The sequence below is a fragment of the uncultured Fibrella sp. genome, assembly GCF_964250085.1.
Taxonomy (GTDB): Bacteria; Bacteroidota; Bacteroidia; order Cytophagales; family Spirosomataceae; genus Fibrella.
Genome location: NZ_CAXUEC010000004.1, coordinates 711,728 through 729,831, shown reverse-complemented (window position 1 = coordinate 729,831; position 18,104 = coordinate 711,728). Strand labels below are relative to the sequence as shown.

14 protein-coding genes are annotated in these 18,104 nt (G+C 52.6%); 7 read left to right on the top strand and 7 right to left on the bottom strand.

Going from position 1 to position 18,104, the window contains the following annotated elements:
- Positions 1-39 precede the first annotated feature (39 nt).
- On the bottom strand, positions 40-786 hold the full coding sequence (locus tag ACFE8Q_RS16545; protein WP_375446520.1) for a LytR/AlgR family response regulator transcription factor: 747 nt from the start codon (positions 784-786) through the stop codon (positions 40-42).
- Between the two features lie 538 nt (positions 787-1,324).
- Between ACFE8Q_RS16545 and ACFE8Q_RS16540 the strand changes: the two genes are divergently transcribed.
- Positions 1,325-2,500, top strand: a complete 1,176-nt coding sequence (locus ACFE8Q_RS16540; RefSeq protein WP_375446599.1) for an amine oxidase — start codon at positions 1,325-1,327, stop codon at positions 2,498-2,500.
- 54 nt (positions 2,501-2,554) lie between these two features.
- Here the strand turns inward: ACFE8Q_RS16540 and ACFE8Q_RS16535 are convergent, their stop codons facing one another.
- On the bottom strand, positions 2,555-3,490 hold the full coding sequence (locus ACFE8Q_RS16535; RefSeq protein WP_375446519.1) for an Rpn family recombination-promoting nuclease/putative transposase: 936 nt from the start codon (positions 3,488-3,490) through the stop codon (positions 2,555-2,557).
- A complete protein-coding gene (locus tag ACFE8Q_RS16530) occupies positions 3,487-5,151 on the bottom strand; it encodes an amidohydrolase (protein WP_375446518.1) in 1,665 nt (554 codons plus the stop codon). The genes ACFE8Q_RS16535 and ACFE8Q_RS16530 overlap by 4 nt, the downstream gene beginning before the upstream one ends.
- A gap of 275 nt (positions 5,152-5,426) precedes the next feature.
- Between ACFE8Q_RS16530 and ACFE8Q_RS16525 the strand changes: the two genes are divergently transcribed.
- A complete protein-coding gene (locus ACFE8Q_RS16525) occupies positions 5,427-6,818 on the top strand; it encodes a TolC family protein (RefSeq protein WP_375446517.1) in 1,392 nt (463 codons plus the stop codon).
- An 84-nt stretch (positions 6,819-6,902) separates the two neighbouring features.
- On the opposite strand, the gene ACFE8Q_RS16520 is transcribed toward ACFE8Q_RS16525, so the two are convergent.
- Positions 6,903-7,964, bottom strand: coding sequence for a DNA topoisomerase IB (locus ACFE8Q_RS16520; protein WP_375446516.1), 1,062 nt, complete (start codon positions 7,962-7,964; stop codon positions 6,903-6,905).
- 346 nt (positions 7,965-8,310) lie between these two features.
- On the opposite strand from ACFE8Q_RS16520, the gene ACFE8Q_RS16515 reads away from it, so the two are divergent.
- Both ACFE8Q_RS16515 and ACFE8Q_RS16510 read left to right on the top strand, forming a co-directional pair.
- Positions 8,311-10,011 (top strand): sodium/solute symporter, encoded by a 1,701-nt coding sequence (locus ACFE8Q_RS16515; RefSeq protein WP_375446515.1) that lies wholly within the window; start codon positions 8,311-8,313, stop codon positions 10,009-10,011.
- Positions 10,012-10,150: 139 nt separating this feature from the next.
- Positions 10,151-11,080 carry a homoserine kinase gene (locus ACFE8Q_RS16510; RefSeq protein WP_375446514.1) on the top strand — a complete coding sequence of 310 codons (930 nt, stop codon included), beginning with the start codon at positions 10,151-10,153 and terminating at the stop codon, positions 11,078-11,080.
- Between the two features lie 145 nt (positions 11,081-11,225).
- Here ACFE8Q_RS16510 and ACFE8Q_RS16505 read toward each other — a convergent pair whose 3' ends face one another.
- Together ACFE8Q_RS16505 and ACFE8Q_RS16500 are read right to left on the bottom strand one after the other, a co-directional pair.
- Positions 11,226-12,254, bottom strand: a complete 1,029-nt coding sequence (locus ACFE8Q_RS16505; RefSeq protein ID WP_375446513.1) for a phytanoyl-CoA dioxygenase family protein — start codon at positions 12,252-12,254, stop codon at positions 11,226-11,228.
- A gap of 139 nt (positions 12,255-12,393) precedes the next feature.
- Entirely contained in the window at positions 12,394-14,079 is a 1,686-nt protein-coding gene (locus ACFE8Q_RS16500) for a hypothetical protein (protein WP_375446512.1), read from the bottom strand.
- A gap of 107 nt (positions 14,080-14,186) precedes the next feature.
- Here ACFE8Q_RS16500 and ACFE8Q_RS16495 point away from each other — a divergent pair, with 107 nt between their 5' ends.
- The 3 genes from ACFE8Q_RS16495 to ACFE8Q_RS16485 are packed head-to-tail and all read left to right on the top strand — an operon-like array spanning position 14,187 to position 16,748.
- Entirely contained in the window at positions 14,187-15,374 is a 1,188-nt protein-coding gene (locus ACFE8Q_RS16495; RefSeq protein WP_375446511.1) for an acyl-CoA dehydrogenase family protein, read from the top strand.
- Complete coding sequence (locus ACFE8Q_RS16490) at positions 15,355-16,149, top strand: PIG-L deacetylase family protein (RefSeq protein ID WP_375446510.1); 795 nt, start codon at positions 15,355-15,357, stop codon at positions 16,147-16,149. The genes ACFE8Q_RS16495 and ACFE8Q_RS16490 overlap by 20 nt, the downstream gene beginning before the upstream one ends.
- Positions 16,146-16,748 (top strand): class I SAM-dependent methyltransferase, encoded by a 603-nt coding sequence (locus ACFE8Q_RS16485; RefSeq protein ID WP_375446509.1) that lies wholly within the window; start codon positions 16,146-16,148, stop codon positions 16,746-16,748. The genes ACFE8Q_RS16490 and ACFE8Q_RS16485 overlap by 4 nt, the downstream gene beginning before the upstream one ends.
- Here the strand turns inward: ACFE8Q_RS16485 and ACFE8Q_RS16480 are convergent.
- Positions 16,745-17,980: a glycosyltransferase gene (locus ACFE8Q_RS16480; protein WP_375446508.1), complete on the bottom strand. Its 1,236-nt coding sequence runs from the start codon at positions 17,978-17,980 to the stop codon at positions 16,745-16,747. The genes ACFE8Q_RS16485 and ACFE8Q_RS16480 overlap by 4 nt on opposite strands.
- Positions 17,981-18,104 lie beyond the last annotated feature (124 nt).

Here is an 18,104-nt window from a genome sequence, read left to right as displayed (position 1 = left end):
GCCGTGACCATATGTTGGATAGCCAATTCATTATGGTATTTAATTGGCACTTATTCCCAAAAGCTCCATTTTTTTATGGACAATAGGGTGGTAGGTAACGCCAATCGGAAGTTTTGTTGCTTTTATCCAAAGCTGTTTTGATTCCAGCCGTTTCAGATGATCAACATTAATGATGTATGATTTATGGATACGGACAAATCGCTGACTAGGCAGTTCCTCGGTTAAAACAGAAATGCGTTTATTGACCGCGAATGTGCCATCGAACGTATAAATTTTTGTGTACAAACCGTACGCTTCCATGTACAGAATATCACTGTATGCAAATCGTTCGAGGCGTCTTCCAGATTTAAAATATATTTCTTCCTTCTCCCGGCTAACAGGCTTGGGTTCAATTACTAATGTCGCCGACTGAATACGTTGCATCACACGGCTCAATGCCCGGAGGAACCGGTTGAAATCATACGGTTTGGGAAGAAAATCGATGATATCAAGATCGAAACAGTCAACAGCCAGTTCATGGTGAGCAGATGTGACAACAACGGCCCGCGCGTTGTGCGTCGTCTTGAGCAGGTCAAGCCCTGTCATGTCGGTCAGTGCAAGGTCAAGAAATAAGATGTCTATCGGGGTAGTTGCTAATACCTGTAGGGCATCGATTCCGCTCGTGCAGCTTGCAGGAGGAGCCAGAAAATTTACTCGACTAATATACTGGCTAAGTTGTTCAGTAAATATGGGCTCGTCTTCAACGATTAGTGACTGGTATGTTTCTCTGACGCCTGCTTCCATCATTAAATAAATTGTTTACATAGTATAGTTTTAGATACAAAACCTATGTTAATATACTTGATAATAACATGTAGTTTGTCAGGTATTAAAGAGAAATAAACACGAATAAATGTTGAGGAAGATTTGAATCGGAAAAGCAGGCTTTACCTGGGTTAAATAGTGTCTTTCCTACACAAAAGTGTGAGCAGATAACAGGAGTTGACCTAGCTTACAAACACCTCCATTCTGCCAGTCATCGCCGCTAAGATGGGCATGCCGACGCAGCCTATGATGTTACTTCAGGAAAGGTAACAATTAAGTAAGTACACTGGCAATGTGTACTGTTATAATTTAAACTGCCGCTTTCAACGAAAAATAGTGTATGCTGCCAATAGTGTGTAAGTAAATCTATGTAATCGGTTGATAGTCAGACTAGTTTATGCCTTTCCTGCGGGGTTGATATAACCCTGTGACTATCTGCTTTTCAGGTGTTATAGTAATGTTTATAAACAGCATAGGGGCAACCTGTTGTTAAGTGGAGAATATTCCCATTCTGGTACTGATGATTCCACTTACAATTAGTCCTACTAGCCGGTTCAACACATTCTGGTGGGCTGGCTACGAATGCACTGATCAGCAAAACGCCTTTGGCAATCGTGTCGATTTTCTATCGCTGACTGGCCATCTTGATCGAATAGATGCTGATTATCAGGATATTGCTAGTATAAATATCCGTACTGTACGCGAAGGAATTCGCTGGAGCCAGGTAGAGAAAAGGGCATACATCTATGACTGGACAGTGGTGCGTCATATGCTTCAACGCGGTAAAGCACTTGGTATTCAACAGATTTGGGATATCTGCCACTTCGGCTACCCCGATGACCTCACGCCGTTGCACCCGATGTTTGCCCGCCGTTTTGCTGCACTATGCCGCGCATTCGTGCCCATCTATCGAGAGACGTACCCGGCCGGGCCACTTATTATAACACCAATCAATGAAGTCAGTTTTATCTCCTGGTTGGGCGGTGATGTGTGTGGTACGTCACCCTACTGCACCAAACAGGGATTTGAAGTTAAAATGGGTCTTATTCGGGCCTACATAGAGGGTATTGCGGCCATGCGCGAGATAGACGCGAACGTGCTGGTAATGACTACCGAGCCACTGGTCAATATGGTTGCACCGCTCAACGCAACCCGTGCAGAGATAGCCAGCGCGAAGGCTGCTCACGACAACCAGTACCAGGCCGTTGATATGCTACTGGGGCGGTTGCATCCCGAATTGGGTGGCCGACATGATATGGTTGATATTGTTGGTGTAAATTTCTACTACAACAACCAGTGGGTCTTTCCTACGTTTGAGTTTTTGCCCTGGGGAAATGAAGGGCGTGACCCGCGTTTTCGGCCCTTGCATCAGCTTTTCCTGGAAGTGTATAAACGCTACCGAAAGCCCATTGTCCTGAGCGAAACAAGTCACCCCGGCATTGACCGGCCTGCCTGGATACAGATGGTGGCCCGTGAGTGCCTGAAAGCCCGGCAGGCCGGTGTCGTGCTGGAGGGCGTTTGCCTGTACCCCATCATTGACCGGCCCGACTGGGATCAGCTAACGCCCTGGCATCGGGCCGGGTTGTGGGATGCCGCCCCCGTCGGCGTTGACCTGGAAATGGGCCAGACACCCGGACGCTACCTGTATCAGCCCTATGCCGATGCATTGCAACAGGCACAGGCGATGATTAAGTGATTTACGCAGAAGGGCCAGTTGGTCTGGCCCTTCTGCAAACAAAATGGGCTATGCCTATTCGCCTTCGATTTCCTGAATGTGAGCCTTAACCTGCTCGACTGGCAATTCTAATGCTGTTGCAATCAAGCTGGTATCCATATTCAGTTTCAGCATAGCCTTGATCGCCTTCCGGTTTGTTTGATCAACGCCTCGCTCAATGCCTTGCTCAATGCCTCGCTCAATACCCTCCTGAATAAGTTGTTCGTATAGCGACATGTTGTAGTTCTCTGCTTGTTTGGAAACGTCACGAAAAATAGTCACCAACTCGATCTTTGTCAAGGCTGTGACCCAACTCAGGTAAATGAGTGAGGTTCGAAAAAACTGCTCGCCCTGCTCAGTGGTTAATAACCGGTTGATACTTTCGGCTAATGAACGCAATGATTTCTCTAATCCGCGTCGTTCCCGGCTAGTTTTCAATAGAACGCCAGTGAGCTTGGCGTAATCTGTCTGAAAGCCAGGAAGGTGGTCAAGAATGGTCGATAGATCGATGAGCACATAATCGAAGCTGGGTACGTAGGGTGATGCAGTAGCGGGTAGGTGCTCAAAATAGGTATGAATTCCGCGTTTTTTCCATCGTCTGCGTCCATGATAAACCACAATTGGAATGATAGGCAGTAACGGCTTTTTTCGAGCAAGCTGATCATCCCACGCATTGAGCATATACCGATTTAGCTGCAAATGGATATAGGGCTCGGTATAACTCTTATGCTCTAAAAGAAGTACGATTCGAACCTTTTGATCTCCGAGTGTAGCACTGAAGACCAGGTCGGCAAAGTGCTCACTCAGCGTTTCATCGGTATAGGTATCGAACTCCCGCACCAGCGATGAACGCTCTAGCTGATCTCGAAGCGGGGCGGGGAGGTACACATTCAGGAAGTCGGCCAGAATATCGATCTGCGAAAATGTTTCCTTAAAATACCGGTCGTGCGGATTATCTGTATTGCCCGTCATGGTTTAGGCGCGCTGTAGAGGCGTTCGCCGCCAACCCAGGTCTGGCGCACTTTTACGCCCCGCAACTGCTCATTTGGCGCTTTCATGATGTCTTTGTCGAGGATAACGAAGTCGGCCTGCTTGCCGGGGGCTATGCTACCCCGAAGGCTATCTTCGAAACAAGCGTAGGCCGCCCAACGGGTCATTGCCAGCAGTGCCTCTTTGCGGGAAACTGCGTTTTCGGGCTGATAACCGCCTTTCGGGTAGTTTTTCGCGTCTTGCCGGGCCACCGCCGAATGAAAGCCAAACAACGGATTGACGTATTCGACGGGAAAATCGCTGCCGAACGTGATATAGCCGTTCTGCTTCATCAGGTCGTTGAACGCATAAGCACCCTTGACCCGAACCGGCCCCAGTCGTTCGCCAGCCCAGTACATGTCGGACGTGGCGTGGGTAGGCTGCACCGACGGAATGATCGAGTAACGCCCGAACAAGGCTACGTCTTCCGGCGATACTACCTGCGCGTGTTCAATGCGCCAGCGCCGGTCGTTTTTTGATTTCAGGTACGTTCCATACAGCCTCAGCATCAAGTGGTTAGCCGAATCGCCAATGCAGTGCGTGTTGGCCTGAAAGCCGCTGTTGGCGATCAGTTTCGTTACCCGGTCCAGCTCAGACGGGCTCAACAGCAGGAAGCCGGTAGTCTCGGGCCGGTCGGAGTACGGTTTTCGCAGACAGGCACCGCGTGAGCCCAGTGCACCATCGGCGTAGAGCTTAAAGGATTTTACCGTCAGGCGGTCGGTTTGGTAGGGGCCGTGTTTCAGGTAGTACTCCATGTTTGCCTCGCCGAGGCTGATCATGGCGTAATCGCGGATTTTGAGCTTACTCTCCTTATGCAGGCGTTCCACCAGTTCAATATCGTTCCGGTTCAATCCGGCATCAGAGACGGTGGTCAGGCCCAGTTCGAGGCATACTTTTTCGGCCGCCTGGAGCATGTTGGTTTTGGCATCTTCGTCGGGCTGTGGAATAACGCGCCGGATCACCTGCATGGCATTATCTACCAGTACACCCGACGGTTGGGTGCCCGCCAATACGACTTCGCCGCCCGGCATGGCTGTTGAACCAGTAACCCGGGCCAGCTTCAGGGCTTTATCGTTGACCAGCAGGGCATGACCGTCAATGCGGGTGAGGGCTACAGGTACGTTGGGAAAAGCGTCGTTCAGAAGCTTGTTGGTGGGAAAACCGCGTACCGGTGAATCGCTTTTAGGCCAATCGTTCTGATCCCAGCCGCGTCCGATAATCCAGAGCACCTCCGGGTGTTTAGCGTGATACGCCTTCAGCCGGTCTACCACATCCTGATAGGAAACTGCTCCCACTAAATCAGCCTGAGAGAGCATCTGTCCCAGGCCCAGAAAATGAGCGTGAGGATCGTAAAAACCGGGATAAACCGGTTGCCCCTGCAAGTCGATGATGCTATCGGACTGGTACTGATCGAGCAGGGTGGAAGTAGAACCAGCCGCTACGAACTTACCCTTATCAACGGCAAATGCCTGAGCGATACTGAAGGCCGAATCAGCGGTGTAGACGGTAGCGTTGGTGAAAATAAAATCGACGGAACGACGAGTGGAACAGGCCGACGAAAGGAGAGTAGCGAACAGGCAGAGGCAATAACAGGTTCTATACATGAGGGGTTTGTTAACGAATTAGGCAAACTTACCAGATTCAGGTACGTTAGCCAATGCTTAGAACCGCATCGGACAATGCTTTTTGCTCTACTTTTACATTAATTGTCATTAATGGTCATTACGCTTCGCGGTCATTGGTGGTCATTACGTTACGCTGTCATTGGCAGTCATTTGTTGTTTTACGAAGAATGACTACCAATGACCGCGTAGCGTAATGACCACCAATGACCACGAAGCTATAAGTTACCACGTCTTCATTTAACCAGTATCGCTCGATGCGCCTCTTACTTACACTCTTCTTTTCAGTTTTACTTACCGCATCTATTGCCCAACAAAAGCCTTTTCAAAACCCTGTGCAACGGGCGCTGCAAAACGCCTATATAAAGCAACAGGGTGAGCAACTTCTTCTGGCCGATGCTATTGCTACGGCGCTGGCCCAGAATTACCAGATAAAAGGGTTACAGACCCAGGAGCAGATTGCCCGAAACGAACGCATTCCGGCCAACGCAGGCTTTTACCCGCTGATTACCGGCAACGCGAGTACGAACGGTACAAACCAGAGCATCAACCAGACGTTTGTTGATAATATCCGGCCACCGCAGATTCAGAATGGCCTTTTCAACCGAACAACGCAGGTAGGTGTAAACATGAACTGGACGGTGTTCAACGGACTGGCCAATTTTGCCACATACGAACGGTTTGGCGAACTGGTGCGGCTAAGCGAGGTGAATACGCGGGCCAGCGTTGAGCAAACCATCGCTAACGTAGCCACGGCGTATTACGATGTGGTTCGGCAGTTACAGCAGCTTCTCTCGTTTCGGCAAGCCCTCGATATTTCCCGCGATCGGCTTGAACTGGCTAAAGCAAACTACGAAGTAGGGACGCGGTCTAAAGTAGATTACCTGACGGCGCAGGTCGATTACAATGCCGATAGCGTGACGTTGCTGACTCAGGAGCAGAGCCTACGGTCGGCTAAGGTGCTGCTGAACACCTTGCTGGTTCGGGATCCATTAACCGATTTTGCGGTTCGGGATACAATCCTGGTGAACCCAACTGTGAGCATCGACCAGATTCGCCAGCAGATGGCGAGCAATAACCCGCTGTTGGTTGCTGCTGCGCTGAACCGGCGAGTGGCTGATATCGGTATTCGACTGGCACGGGCCCAGCGCCAGCCAACGGTCAATCTGCAAACGGGTTATAACTTCACCTTTATCGACAATGAAGGTGGATTTGGCGTAGCCCAGGGCCGCAACCGGGGATTGACGTACGGTGTAACGGCGGCTGTTCCAATCTTCAACGGGGGAAACATAAGGCGCCTGGAAGCCAATGCCCGTGCCAATGCGCTGGCCGCCGAGTACCAGCAGGCCGATCAGAAAGTAGTGCTCGAGCAGGCTGTGGCACAAACGTTTACGCAGTATCAGAATAGCCTGGCCTTGTTGAATGTGGAGGTTCAGAACTATAAAATTGCCCTCGAAAATATCGACATTGCCTATGACCGTTACCGGGTAGGCAACTCAACACCCGTTGAGTTTCGGGATGTTCAGCGTAGCTCTGTCACGGCACAAGCCCGCCTGTTCGATGCTGAATTCAATGCTAAAGCCGCTGAAATTGAGCTCCTTCGCCTAAGCAGCACCATTAGCCAGACGTTCCTGGGAGCAAAACAGTGAACAGGTATTGGTTAGTGGTGGCTCCGCCAAGGAACGTACCTAAGCAGCGCTAATAACCAGTGACCAGTAACCAATACCTGTTCACTAAACCTTCACCTGATCGTGCAGGAAGGCGAGGAGTAGCTTTTCCACGCCGTCGAGGCCGTGGGGGCTGGTTTGGCGAAAACGGTTTTTCTTCTCGATATACGGGTTGAGATCCTGACATTCGTAGGCCTCCAGAATTTGCGGGTGAACGTAATGTTTGCGGCAAACGGTGCGGGTATTTCCAAGCCGGTGCGCTACCGCGTCCAGGATAGTGTTGACGTTCTTTTTGGCATCTTTGTCCGTCTGGCATGGTTCAAGTTCAACCAGCAGGCGGAGCGCGTTGGTCGTGCCTGCCCAGGTCCGAAAATCTTTGGCCGAGAACTCATCGCCCATTGTTTCATGGAGGTACGTATTCACCATCCCCGAGTCGATGCTGTGGCGGTTACCGTCGTCATCCAGGTATTGAAACAATTCTTTGCCGGGGATATCACGGCAGGCTTTAACCAGCTTGGCGAGGCGCTTGTCGTGCAGGGTAATGTCGTGATAGATGCCTTTTTTTCCTTTAAAGCTGAAACGCACTTCGCCTGGGCTCGCCTTCACGTGGCGGTTCTTGAGGGTTGTGAGGCCGTAGGAGCCGTATTCTTTCTCATAGGCTGCATTGCCCACCCGAATCAGCGTTTGTTCCATCACGCTCAGCGCAATGGCAATTACGTTGTCATGGTCTAACTGCGGGCGGTTCAAATCCTTGTGAAGGCGTTCACGCAACAAGGGGAGCTTTTCGCCGAAAGCAATCATCCGGTAGAATTTGGTTTCGCTTCGAATGGCGTTCCAGTTAGCATGGTACCGGTATTGCTTGCGGCCTTTGGCGTCGATGCCCGTTGCCTGTAGGTGACCATTGGGTTTGGGGCAAATCCAGACGTTCTGGTAGGCGGGCGGCAGGGCCATTTTGCGAATGCGCTCCAGTGTAGCCTCGTCATCGACTACAGCACCTGTCACGTCAACATATTCGTAGTGATCTCCATGCGTCCGGCGGGTGAGGCCCGGCATGGTATCGCTGACATAAACCAATTTGGCTGCCTTAGCCACGCTGGCTGGGTCTTGCGCTAATTCAAGAAGATTCATACCGTTTTGTAGGAGCCTGAAAGAGGGCCGTCAGGCATTAACTAACAATGACCTGTAGAGGTTTTTTTTGTAATACCTCAACCCAATCCCGCCCCATTAGTGAGGGGCTACGCCTTAGCTGATAAGTGTAGCAGTAGCCCCTCACTAACGTGAAGGGGTTGGGGCGGGGTACTTTTTAGGATTACTTTGTCAACAAGTAGGGGTAAAATCAGACAATGTCCTCTTTGATTGGCAGAATAGTACATAAACGAGAACGTAATAAATAGACGTTGTCTCGCCTATTCACTTATTTTTGACCCTACTTATTCTACTTCTAATTGGAGAATCTTCCGAATTTCCCTTTTCCATGAATCAACTCATTACAATTGATTACGTTGTTTTTCTGCTCTATTTCGTCGGCGTATCCTCCTACGGCTACTGGATCTACAAACAGAAACAGACTAAATCATTAGATACAAAAGACTTCTTCCTGGCCGAAGGGTCGTTGACCTGGTGGGCCATTGGAGCATCGCTCATTGCCTCCAATATCTCTGCCGAGCAGTTTATCGGGATGTCGGGTAGTGGCTATACGCTGGGTGTGGCCATTGCTGCCTACGAATGGCTGGCAGCCATAGCACTTATTATTGTGGCGGTTTGGTTTATACCGATCTATCTGAAGAACCACATCTTCACGATGCCGCAATTCCTGAGTCAGCGCTACAACGAGACTGTAAGCTTGATTATGGCCGTTTTCTGGCTGTTTCTGTATGTATTCGTTAACCTGACGTCGATTTTGTTCCTCGGTGCGCTGGCCCTCTCGAATCTGGTCGGTACGGATATGTTCCACCCCATCATTATCGCGCTGAGTATATTCGCCATCATTATTACGCTGGGCGGAATGAAGGTAATTGGCTTCACCGACGTAATTCAGGTGCTGGTGCTGATCATCGGTGGTCTGGTAACAACGTACCTGGCACTGACTAAAGTATCGGAGGTTCTGGGCGTAGGCAGCGGTGCTTTCGACGGATTTAGCGCTATGATCGCCAATGCCGATGATCACTTCCATATGATCTTTGAAAAACCTGGTCCCAATACCCCGCAGGTCGACGTGAACAAGTACCTCACCTTGCCGGGTATCAGCATGTATTTGGCTGGTCAGTGGATTGTGAACCTGAACTACTGGGGCTGTAACCAGTACATCACCCAACGCGCACTCGGTGCCGACCTGAAAACGGCTCGTACGGGTATCCTGTTTGCCGCTATCCTGAAGATCTTTATGCCGCTGGTGGTGATGGTGCCGGGTATTGCGGCTTACGTTATTTATAAGAACGGTGGCCTGCAATCAGAGATGACAACCAACGGAAAAGTGATGGCCGATAACGCTTATTCGGCCGTGTTGACCTTCCTGCCCAGCGGTCTGAAAGGCCTGTCGGTTGCTGCCTTGACCGCCGCTATCGTGGCATCACTGGCTGGTAAAGCCAACTCCATTTCAACCATTTTCACGCTCGATATCTACCATAAATACGTTGATAAAACAGCTCCTGAGAAGAAACTTGTCTGGATTGGCCGACTGACTATCGTGGCGGCCATGGTAATTTCCATTGCGCTGGCCTGGGGCGATGCGCTTGGCATCGGCGGCGAAGGTGGCTTCACATTCATTCAGAAATATACCGGGTACGTTAGCCCCGGCATTTTTGCCCTGTTCATTCTGGGTTTCTTCTGGAAACGGACTACCGGTACGGCGGCTATTGTGGGCGTAGTGCTCGGCTTTGCGCTGGCGGTACTGTTCAACAACTTCGCGCCAAGCCTGTTTGGTAACGAAACCATTCTGTACACGGCCTTCCTGAACAGTGATTCGGGCAACATGGAAATTCCGTTCCTGATTTGTATGGGCTGGTCATTCGTGTTCACCGTACTGGCAATGGTGCTCATCAGCCTGGCCGGTCCGAAGGTAAATCCGAAAGCGTTCGAGATCGATTCATCGATGTTCAAACTGAATCGGACCAGCATTTTGCTGATCGTAATCATCTTCATGCTGCTGTCAGTGCTGTATATCCGGTTCTGGTAAGAGACTAGTCTGGAAAGTCGAAAAGAAAGAGTCCTGAGTCTGGATAGTCACTGTGAAAAAGGCTATCCAGACTCAGGACTCTTTCTTTTCGACTTTCCAGACTTGAACCCTTAACTTGCGGCCTCAATTGCCTCTTTCTGTGAACGAAATACGTGTATTTGCTCCCGCTACGGTTGCCAATGTGGCCTGTGGCTTCGATATATTTGGATTTGCGGTCGATCAGCCCGGCGACGAAGTATTGTTGAGACTGTCTGACGAGCCTGGCGTTCGTATCCTCGACATTCTTGGCGATGACGGCCGGCTCCCCCGCGAGGCTTCGCGCAATACCGCTGGTATCGCCATTCAGGTGTTTCTGAAAAAGATTGGTCGTACCGACGTTGGTTTCGAGATGATTCTCACCAAGCATATGCCGCTCGGTAGCGGACTTGGTTCCAGCGCAGCGAGTGCCGTGGCGGGTGTTTTTGCGGCCAACGAATTACTTGGCCGTCCCCTCACCACGATCGAACTGTTACCATTTGCGATGGAAGGTGAGCGGGTAGCCTGTGGCTCAGCCCATGCCGACAATGTGGGGCCATCACTGCTGGGTGGCTTTGTGGTCGTTCGGAGCTACTCGCCGCTCGATGTGATCAAGATCGAAACGCCTGCCAGTCTGTTTGCTACCCTTGTTCACCCCGACGTGGAGGTGAATACGAAAGATGCCCGTTTTATTCTGAAAAATGAGGTGTCGCTCAAGAATGCGATCACGCAGATGGGCAACGTAGCCGGCCTGATTGCGGGCCTCACCAAGCCCGATTATGACCTGATCGGCCGTTCGATGGTCGATGTCATCATTGAGCCTGTACGGTCCATTCTGATTCCTGAGTTCAATGAAGTGAAGCAGGCTGCGCTCGACAATGGCGCGCTGGGCTGTAGTATTTCTGGCTCTGGCCCGTCGATGTTCGCCCTGAGCCGCGACGTTGAAACGGCGCAACGCGTTGGTCAGGCCATGCAGCAGGCGTTTCTCTCTGTTGGTATAACCGGCGAGGTCTACGTTTCAGGAATCAACAATGTTGGCCCACGCATATTGTAGGTGCGTGGTCAGTGCGTGGTCATTTGTAGTCATTCCGCTGCGCTGTCATTGATGGCAATTAGTTGTCTGTTATCTTGAAACAACCAATGCCCATCAATGACAGCGCAGCGGAATGACCACAAATGACTATGCACTGACTACGTACCTACATGTTCTCGCCTGCCCGGAAAACGTCTTCCTGATCGGGGAGCGATGGGTTCAGGAACACGTCGGCGCCATTAAGGGAGTAACGTTGGGGCTCATCGGCCATCCGGAGGCGGTGATGTTTATAGGCGCTAACCGATGAGTAATGGCAGACAAATGACTTGCGGGTCATATCGGCGCTACGGATCGGGTCGCCCCCGTGAGCCAGCGATGCATGCCATAGCAGCACATCTCCTTTCTTGATCAGTAGCGTTTCCCGCTTCATACCCGCTTCCTGGCATGTTTTATCCAGATACCGGGCGAAATCATCGGGGTTGTGGGTCGACTCGCCATTGAAGAAAATGCCGTTGCCAAAGTCAAACTTTTTGATTTTGTGCGAGCCAGGGTAATAGTAGAGCGGTCCGGCATCGAACTGAACATCTTCCAGGGCAATCCAGGCGGCGGCGAGGTGGCTCGGAATCTCGGAAACCACATAGGCGAAATCCTGGTGAGTGGCTTGCTGACTGCCGAATTTGAACAGCAGACTTTGCATGGCTACCACCCGTTCGCCAAACACCGCTTCCAGAAACGTGACGATATCGTGGTGCAACATAATTTTCTTCCCCATGATCGAGGCGTTGTGGAAATCCATGAACTTGATGAATTTGCCACTCAGCACCGACTTAGGCAACGCGCGCACCTCCTGCACCGGAGCCGACTGATAATCAGGCAGATCGACCCGTACGTTGACCTTGTATTGTTCGTTATTGTCGATTAGCTCTTCCATTTCCCGCCAAAGCTGGTCGGCCCATTCAGGCGCAATGGCTTTTTCGAGGATCACGTAGCCATTTTTCTGCCAGAAGTGCAGTTTTTCCGCCATATCATACGAAAGGCCCGTGTGCTTGCTGGCAAACTGCTGGGAAAACCCATCAATATCGGCGTTGGGCCGATCAATCCAGGGCAGGGTTTTCGGATCAAATTCACGAACAACTTGAGGCGAAGGCTGAATGGCCTTTTTAATAATTGATTTAAGGCTGGATGCAATGCTCATATAGTGAAAAAATTAAGTCGCTTTCTTCATGAAAGAACTAGTGAGGGTGTCCATGATGAACTAAACTAAAACTACTAGCTGAATAGATTTCGGCCACAAACCTACATACTTTACCGGTAAACCGCCTCCAAACACCCGCTTAGTATATCGAACGGATATCGAGCGGTTGGCCCGCGCCAAGGAAATGATACGTGCCTTCGGCTACACGTACTATGCGGACCTGATACGTACCTGGCTTGAGCCGACTGGAGAGAACAGAAACGTTGAACCCGGGCTTGAACGGGCCTTTGCCAGTGGCAAAATCCCGGATGCTCCCTTTGGTCGGCGACGCAGGGAATAGGTACGTATGCCCGGTTGTATCATCAGCAGCGACGTATACTCCATCATCTGTACCGTCGCTTAAGTGACGCTCAATAGTCTGATTATCAATGGTTAAGTAGCAGGGGTGTTCCCCCAGGAGCGAGTTGTGTACAAAGTCATCTTGATAACTGCTTATAGCCAGCGAATCGGTTGTTGTTGGTGTGACCGACCAGAATTTGGGGGGCTTGAGGGTGGTTGGGAAACTGTAGATACCCTGCTGCTGAACACGCGTAAGCAAGCTGTCTGTGTAGGGGCGCAGGTATGGAATTGCCAGTGTGGTGGCGTTGGTCCGAAAGTTGAAAGCGTCGACTTGCCGTTGCTGAAAACCCGCTACAATGCGGGGTAAACAGGCATGAAACGCGCCGACATTCATTAGCATAGCCAATAGCGTGACGCTGATCGCCCAACCCAATTTCAGCCGGGGACTGACAACAATCAGAGCCAGTAGATAAACCACACCAAGCATCAGGTGCGCATATAGTTTATAGCGGTCGCGCAGGAGTTCGTCGGGCAGGCGGTGCATGGCCAGCAACAGTGCTGTAGCTACCATGAATACGCCGAACGCAAGCCATTCCGGGGCAATCGCTACTCGACGAAGCCGTTTTCCGATCACACCAAGTCCGGTTATCCAACTGAGTAGCGCCACCGCCAGAATTGCCGTCAACAGAGCGCCACCAGCCATAGGTAACGTAGTAGTTGCCTGATTGGTGAAAGCACTGCCGAGGGCCAGAAAAAGATTAGGAATCCAGCCGAGGATAGGGGTTCGTTCGTGGGCAACCGACGAGACGACCAGCAGTAGAACAAGAGCCAGTAACGTACCTGCGGCCCATACCCAACCAACTTTACCCCGACGTGGCTGATTCACAAGCAGCAGACCGCCGATCAGAAAAGCCAGTATGCCATTACCGCTGGTCAGGGCCGCCGCAATGCTAAGTAGAAGCGGCCAGATGATGGGCACCCGTCGATGCAACTGGTGAAGCGCTTCCTGTACAAACCAGACAACCGTAAAGTTTTGCAGGGCCGCCATACTCCAGAACATGTTCTCGTGTGATTGGAGACTGAACAGCCAGAACGGAATGGGGGCAAAATACCAGACGGGTAGGCCCAACTGCCTGAATCCGCGCCATAACTGCCAGCCAATGCCAGCCAGGGCCAGATTCCCCAGCCAGATCATGACCTTGAAGTTGAGTTGGCCGGTTAGGTAGTAGATACCCAGACTGATCAGCCGGTCGTAGATGATACGATGCGTATTATGTAAGGCGACCAGATCGGTGAGCCGATCGGCCCACGGTGTTGCCGGATTATGCCAGCGGGCAATAAAAACGAGCAGCGCATAATCGTCGTTGAAGACTACATCGGCAGCGTACCGGCTTATTGCCCAAAGCCACACCGCAACGGGCGCGGCGATCAGAACACCGGCTATGAATTGGACGCGTATTCGACCGGTAGTAGAAGAGAGCTGCAACAGACGAGAGGTAGGTAATGAGGTGGCAAAGATAAGGCTTCCCGTTTAATCTAAGTTTTAAGCCAGTGGAGGCCGCAGCAGGTTGGATACCTATAGCGTTATCCGCCATGCTAACCGACAAACATACTTCATTTACTCACTGGCAAGACCAGCCCGATACCCTCGCGAAGGTGCTTCATACCATTGCCGACCTGGCTCACGATACCGACGAAGAAGGGCAGTTTCCAGAACAGGCTTTTCTGGAATTGGGCAACGCAGGGCTGTTGGCCGTCACCTTACCCGATCAGCCACTCGATGGTCAGCAGGGTAACACGGCTGCGTTGCTGACCATGCTCAAGCGGATAGGAGCGGCTAACCTGGCGGTTGGGCGCGTGTATGAAGGGCATATCAACGCCTTGTTACTGGCTCAGGTATACGGGACATCGCAACAGCAGGAGCGTTGGTTTCAGGGCGTTCTGCGGCGACAAACGCTGTTTAGCGTCTGGAATACGCAGGCCAGCGATGGTGTCCGAATTCACGCGCTGGGCGACGGACGGTATGAACTCGAAGGCTGCAAAACGTTCTGCTCCGGCGCGGGTTGGATCGACCGGCCGCTGATTACCGGCGAACTGATGGTTGATGGACAGGCACGGGGCTGGCAAATGTGTATTCTGCCCACCGCCGCCGTCGACGAAACCGTGATTGATGATCAGTTCTGGAAACCACTCGGCATGCGGGCATCGGCCAGTTTCAAGATCGACTTCACGGGCGTTGTACTCACCGATGATGATTTGCTGGGGAAACCTGGCGACTACTTCCGGCAGCCCTACTTCAGCGGGGGGGCTATTCGGTTTGCGGCGGTGCAATTGGGCGGAGCCGAAGCCATGCTCGACGCCACCCGTGAACTGCTCCGCTCGATGGGCCGTACCGATGATCCGTTCCAGAAAATGCGCCTGGCCGAAATGGCCATTCGTATCGAATCGGGGAATCTATGGCTGGCCCAGGCAGGAGCCAACACCGATGCCTGGATTCAGACGGGTGTCGGGCAGCCCGCATTGCGCGATGAACTGGCAACCAAGATCGTGGCCTACGCCAACATGACCCGCACCGCCATCGAGCAGATTTGTCTGGAAGTGATGCAACTGGCCGAACGGTCGGTGGGTGCGCGCGGGTTGCTACGGCCCCTTCCGTTTGAACGCATTCACCGTGATCTGACCATGTACCTCCGCCAACCTGCTCCCGATGCTGCCCTGACCGATATCGGGCAGTATGTCAGTCAGCAAAAAACGCCCACCCATGACCTCTGGACCAGATAACCTACTGCCACAGCAAGTGCCAGATACGTTGCCACCAAGCCTGGCGAACGTGCTTCGGGATGGGCCTGCGCCCATCGACGCGCGTTCACTTGGGCGCACGCTGGTATTGGCTCCACACCCCGATGATGAATCGCTGGGCTGTGGCGGAACGTTGGCGTTGCTACGCCGGGCGGGATTTTCGGTGCATGTCATCTTCATCAGCGATGGTACCCAGTCGCACCCCAACTCGGCAACGTACCCAGCCCATCGCCTGCGCGACTTACGGGAAACTGAAGCGATAGAGGCACTGCGTGAACTGGGCGTCTCAGAAAAAGAAGCAACGTTTCTACGACTACCCGACCGGAACGTACCTGTACCCAATGCGCCTGGCTTTGTAGAGGTAGTTGGGCAACTGGCAACTATTTTGCAATCATTTGGCCCCACTACGGTACTGGTGCCTTTCGAGCGTGATCCACATCCTGATCATCGGGCCACGTACCAGCTTTTGCAAGGGGCAATGGCTCAGTTGCCCGAACCGCTCCATGTGCTGGAATACCTTATCTGGCTCTGGGAACTCGGACGTCCCGACGATATGCCGCGCACCAACGAGCGGCTGGTCTTGAGCGTAGATATCAGTCCGGTAATGGCTGAGAAGAAACAGGCCATCGCGGCCCATCGTTCGCAGGTAACGCGGCTGATCGACGATGACCCGTCGGCCTTTTACCTGTCGCCCGAACTGCTGCGCCATTTTGATACGCCGTATGAATTATTCTTGGAAAAACCTTTATCCGTATGAATGAACCTAAAAACACGTTGCCGCCTCAGTACTTCGAGGAGGTGTACGGGGCCAACGAAGACCCCTGGCAGTTCACAACCAGCCCGTATGAGCGCGATAAGTACGCCGATACCATCGCCGCACTGCCCAGGCAATTGTATGAGTCCGGTTTTGAAATCGGGTGCTCAATCGGTGTACTAACTCACCTGCTGGCCACGCGGTGCCGTCAGTTGCTGGCGGTTGATGTAAGCGAGGTAGCCCTTCGGCAGGCCCGGCAACGGCTGGCCGGTGCACCCCAGGTACGTATCGAAAACCGGGTTATTCCGGCCGACTTTCCTGATGAACAGTTCGATCTGATCATTATGTCGGAGGTGGGGTACTACTGGTCGATGGATGATTTGCAGGTTGTGCAGCAACGCCTGTTCGACCACCTTGAGCCGGGCGGCCAGTTACTGCTTGTTCACTGGACGCCCGTTGTGCCCGACTACCCACTGACGGGCGACCAGGTGCACGACGCTTTTCTGGAAAAAGCAGGTGAGGGGCAGCCACTCCGGCATCTGCACGGTCATCGCGAAGAAAAATACCGCCTTGATTTATTTGAAAAATCACCCCGCTCCTAACTGCTCCCCGTAAGGGAGGGGAACCGCTTTAGCGTATTCCGAGGATGTTCTCCTCCCTTACGGGGAGCAGTTAGGGGCGGGGCGCTCCATCCCCTGAGCCAGGAGATGGCTTCTGTAATCGGAACGGCAACTGGTTCGCTTGCTTGCAGGAGGCTGGCGAACTGGGCGTCGATGGCCTCCCAGCATTGACCGAAATAGGAACAGGTCGTTAGCTGGGTGACTAGCCAGGTGGTGGCTACGCCCAGTTGGCGCGCCAGCGGGGCCAGACGAGCTAGGTTGCCGGGCTCATGCCGTTGCATCCAGGCTAACCGAAGATCGCGCCGGAGGTGAAAACGCGACAGCGTTATCGACGGGTCTTCGACTTGCTGGCAGGTCCCGGCCTGACTTTCTGCTGCCCACTGCTGCAACTGCCACGACAGGCCAACTTCGACCCGGCCTTGTAAGCGCGCCGAGGTGTATACCCGCACCGCCGGGCTTTTGCGCACCCGGGCATCAATCCGCTGTAAGGCTTTCACGAAAGCGTCGTCTTCCAGGTAGCGAACAACCGGCAACCTGCCTGCGCGTACATACGCCTTGCAGGTAACGGCCAGGCTAGCGCCAAAATGCTGAAAATGGCAGGGCCACGGATCGTGGGGGACAGGATCGATCGCCGATTCGGCTTTCGCCAGCAAATGACGATATGTCGTATCTCTGAGGTGCGGCAAACGAGCCGGGCCGGGTTCTGGGTACGTTAGAATGCGCCCACCAACGGCATCGTTACCCGCGTCGATTTCCCGCAAGATATGACTGATCCAATACGGATCAACGAGTGTGTCGCCATCCGTCGACGCAATAATGCCGTCGGGATGCCCCGACTCCTGTAGGCGCCGACAAGCCTCGTCCATCAGTATGCGGCGTACGGTGCCGATGTGGGCCGATTCGGCAGGAAGCGTAATGTCGGTTACGCACAACGCAAAAGAGGGGTGCTGTTGCTGATACCGACGTACCTGGTCATAGGAGTTGTCGGCGCAGTTGTTGGTCAGCACAAGCACTTCGTACAAAGCTTGGTCGAGCCGTTGCCCACTGATGGTAAGCTGATTACGCAGAGCATCCAGGGTTAGTGCAATGCCATCGGCTTCGTTGCGAACCGGCACAACCACCGAGACCCGCCGGGCGGTAGTTGGCGGACAGTCGGTAAATAGGTGTGTAGTCGTTGGTAACTGGTCCGATAAAGTCGGGAGCGTAAGCGGCATAATCAGCATAACGCCGGCTGGTTGAGTGGCAGCCGAACAGTATAAACTGAACCGGTAAAGCAGGCGAATGTTGCAAAAACCTGATTGAGTGATTTGGGATTGGGGGTGCGGGATTTCGGATTGG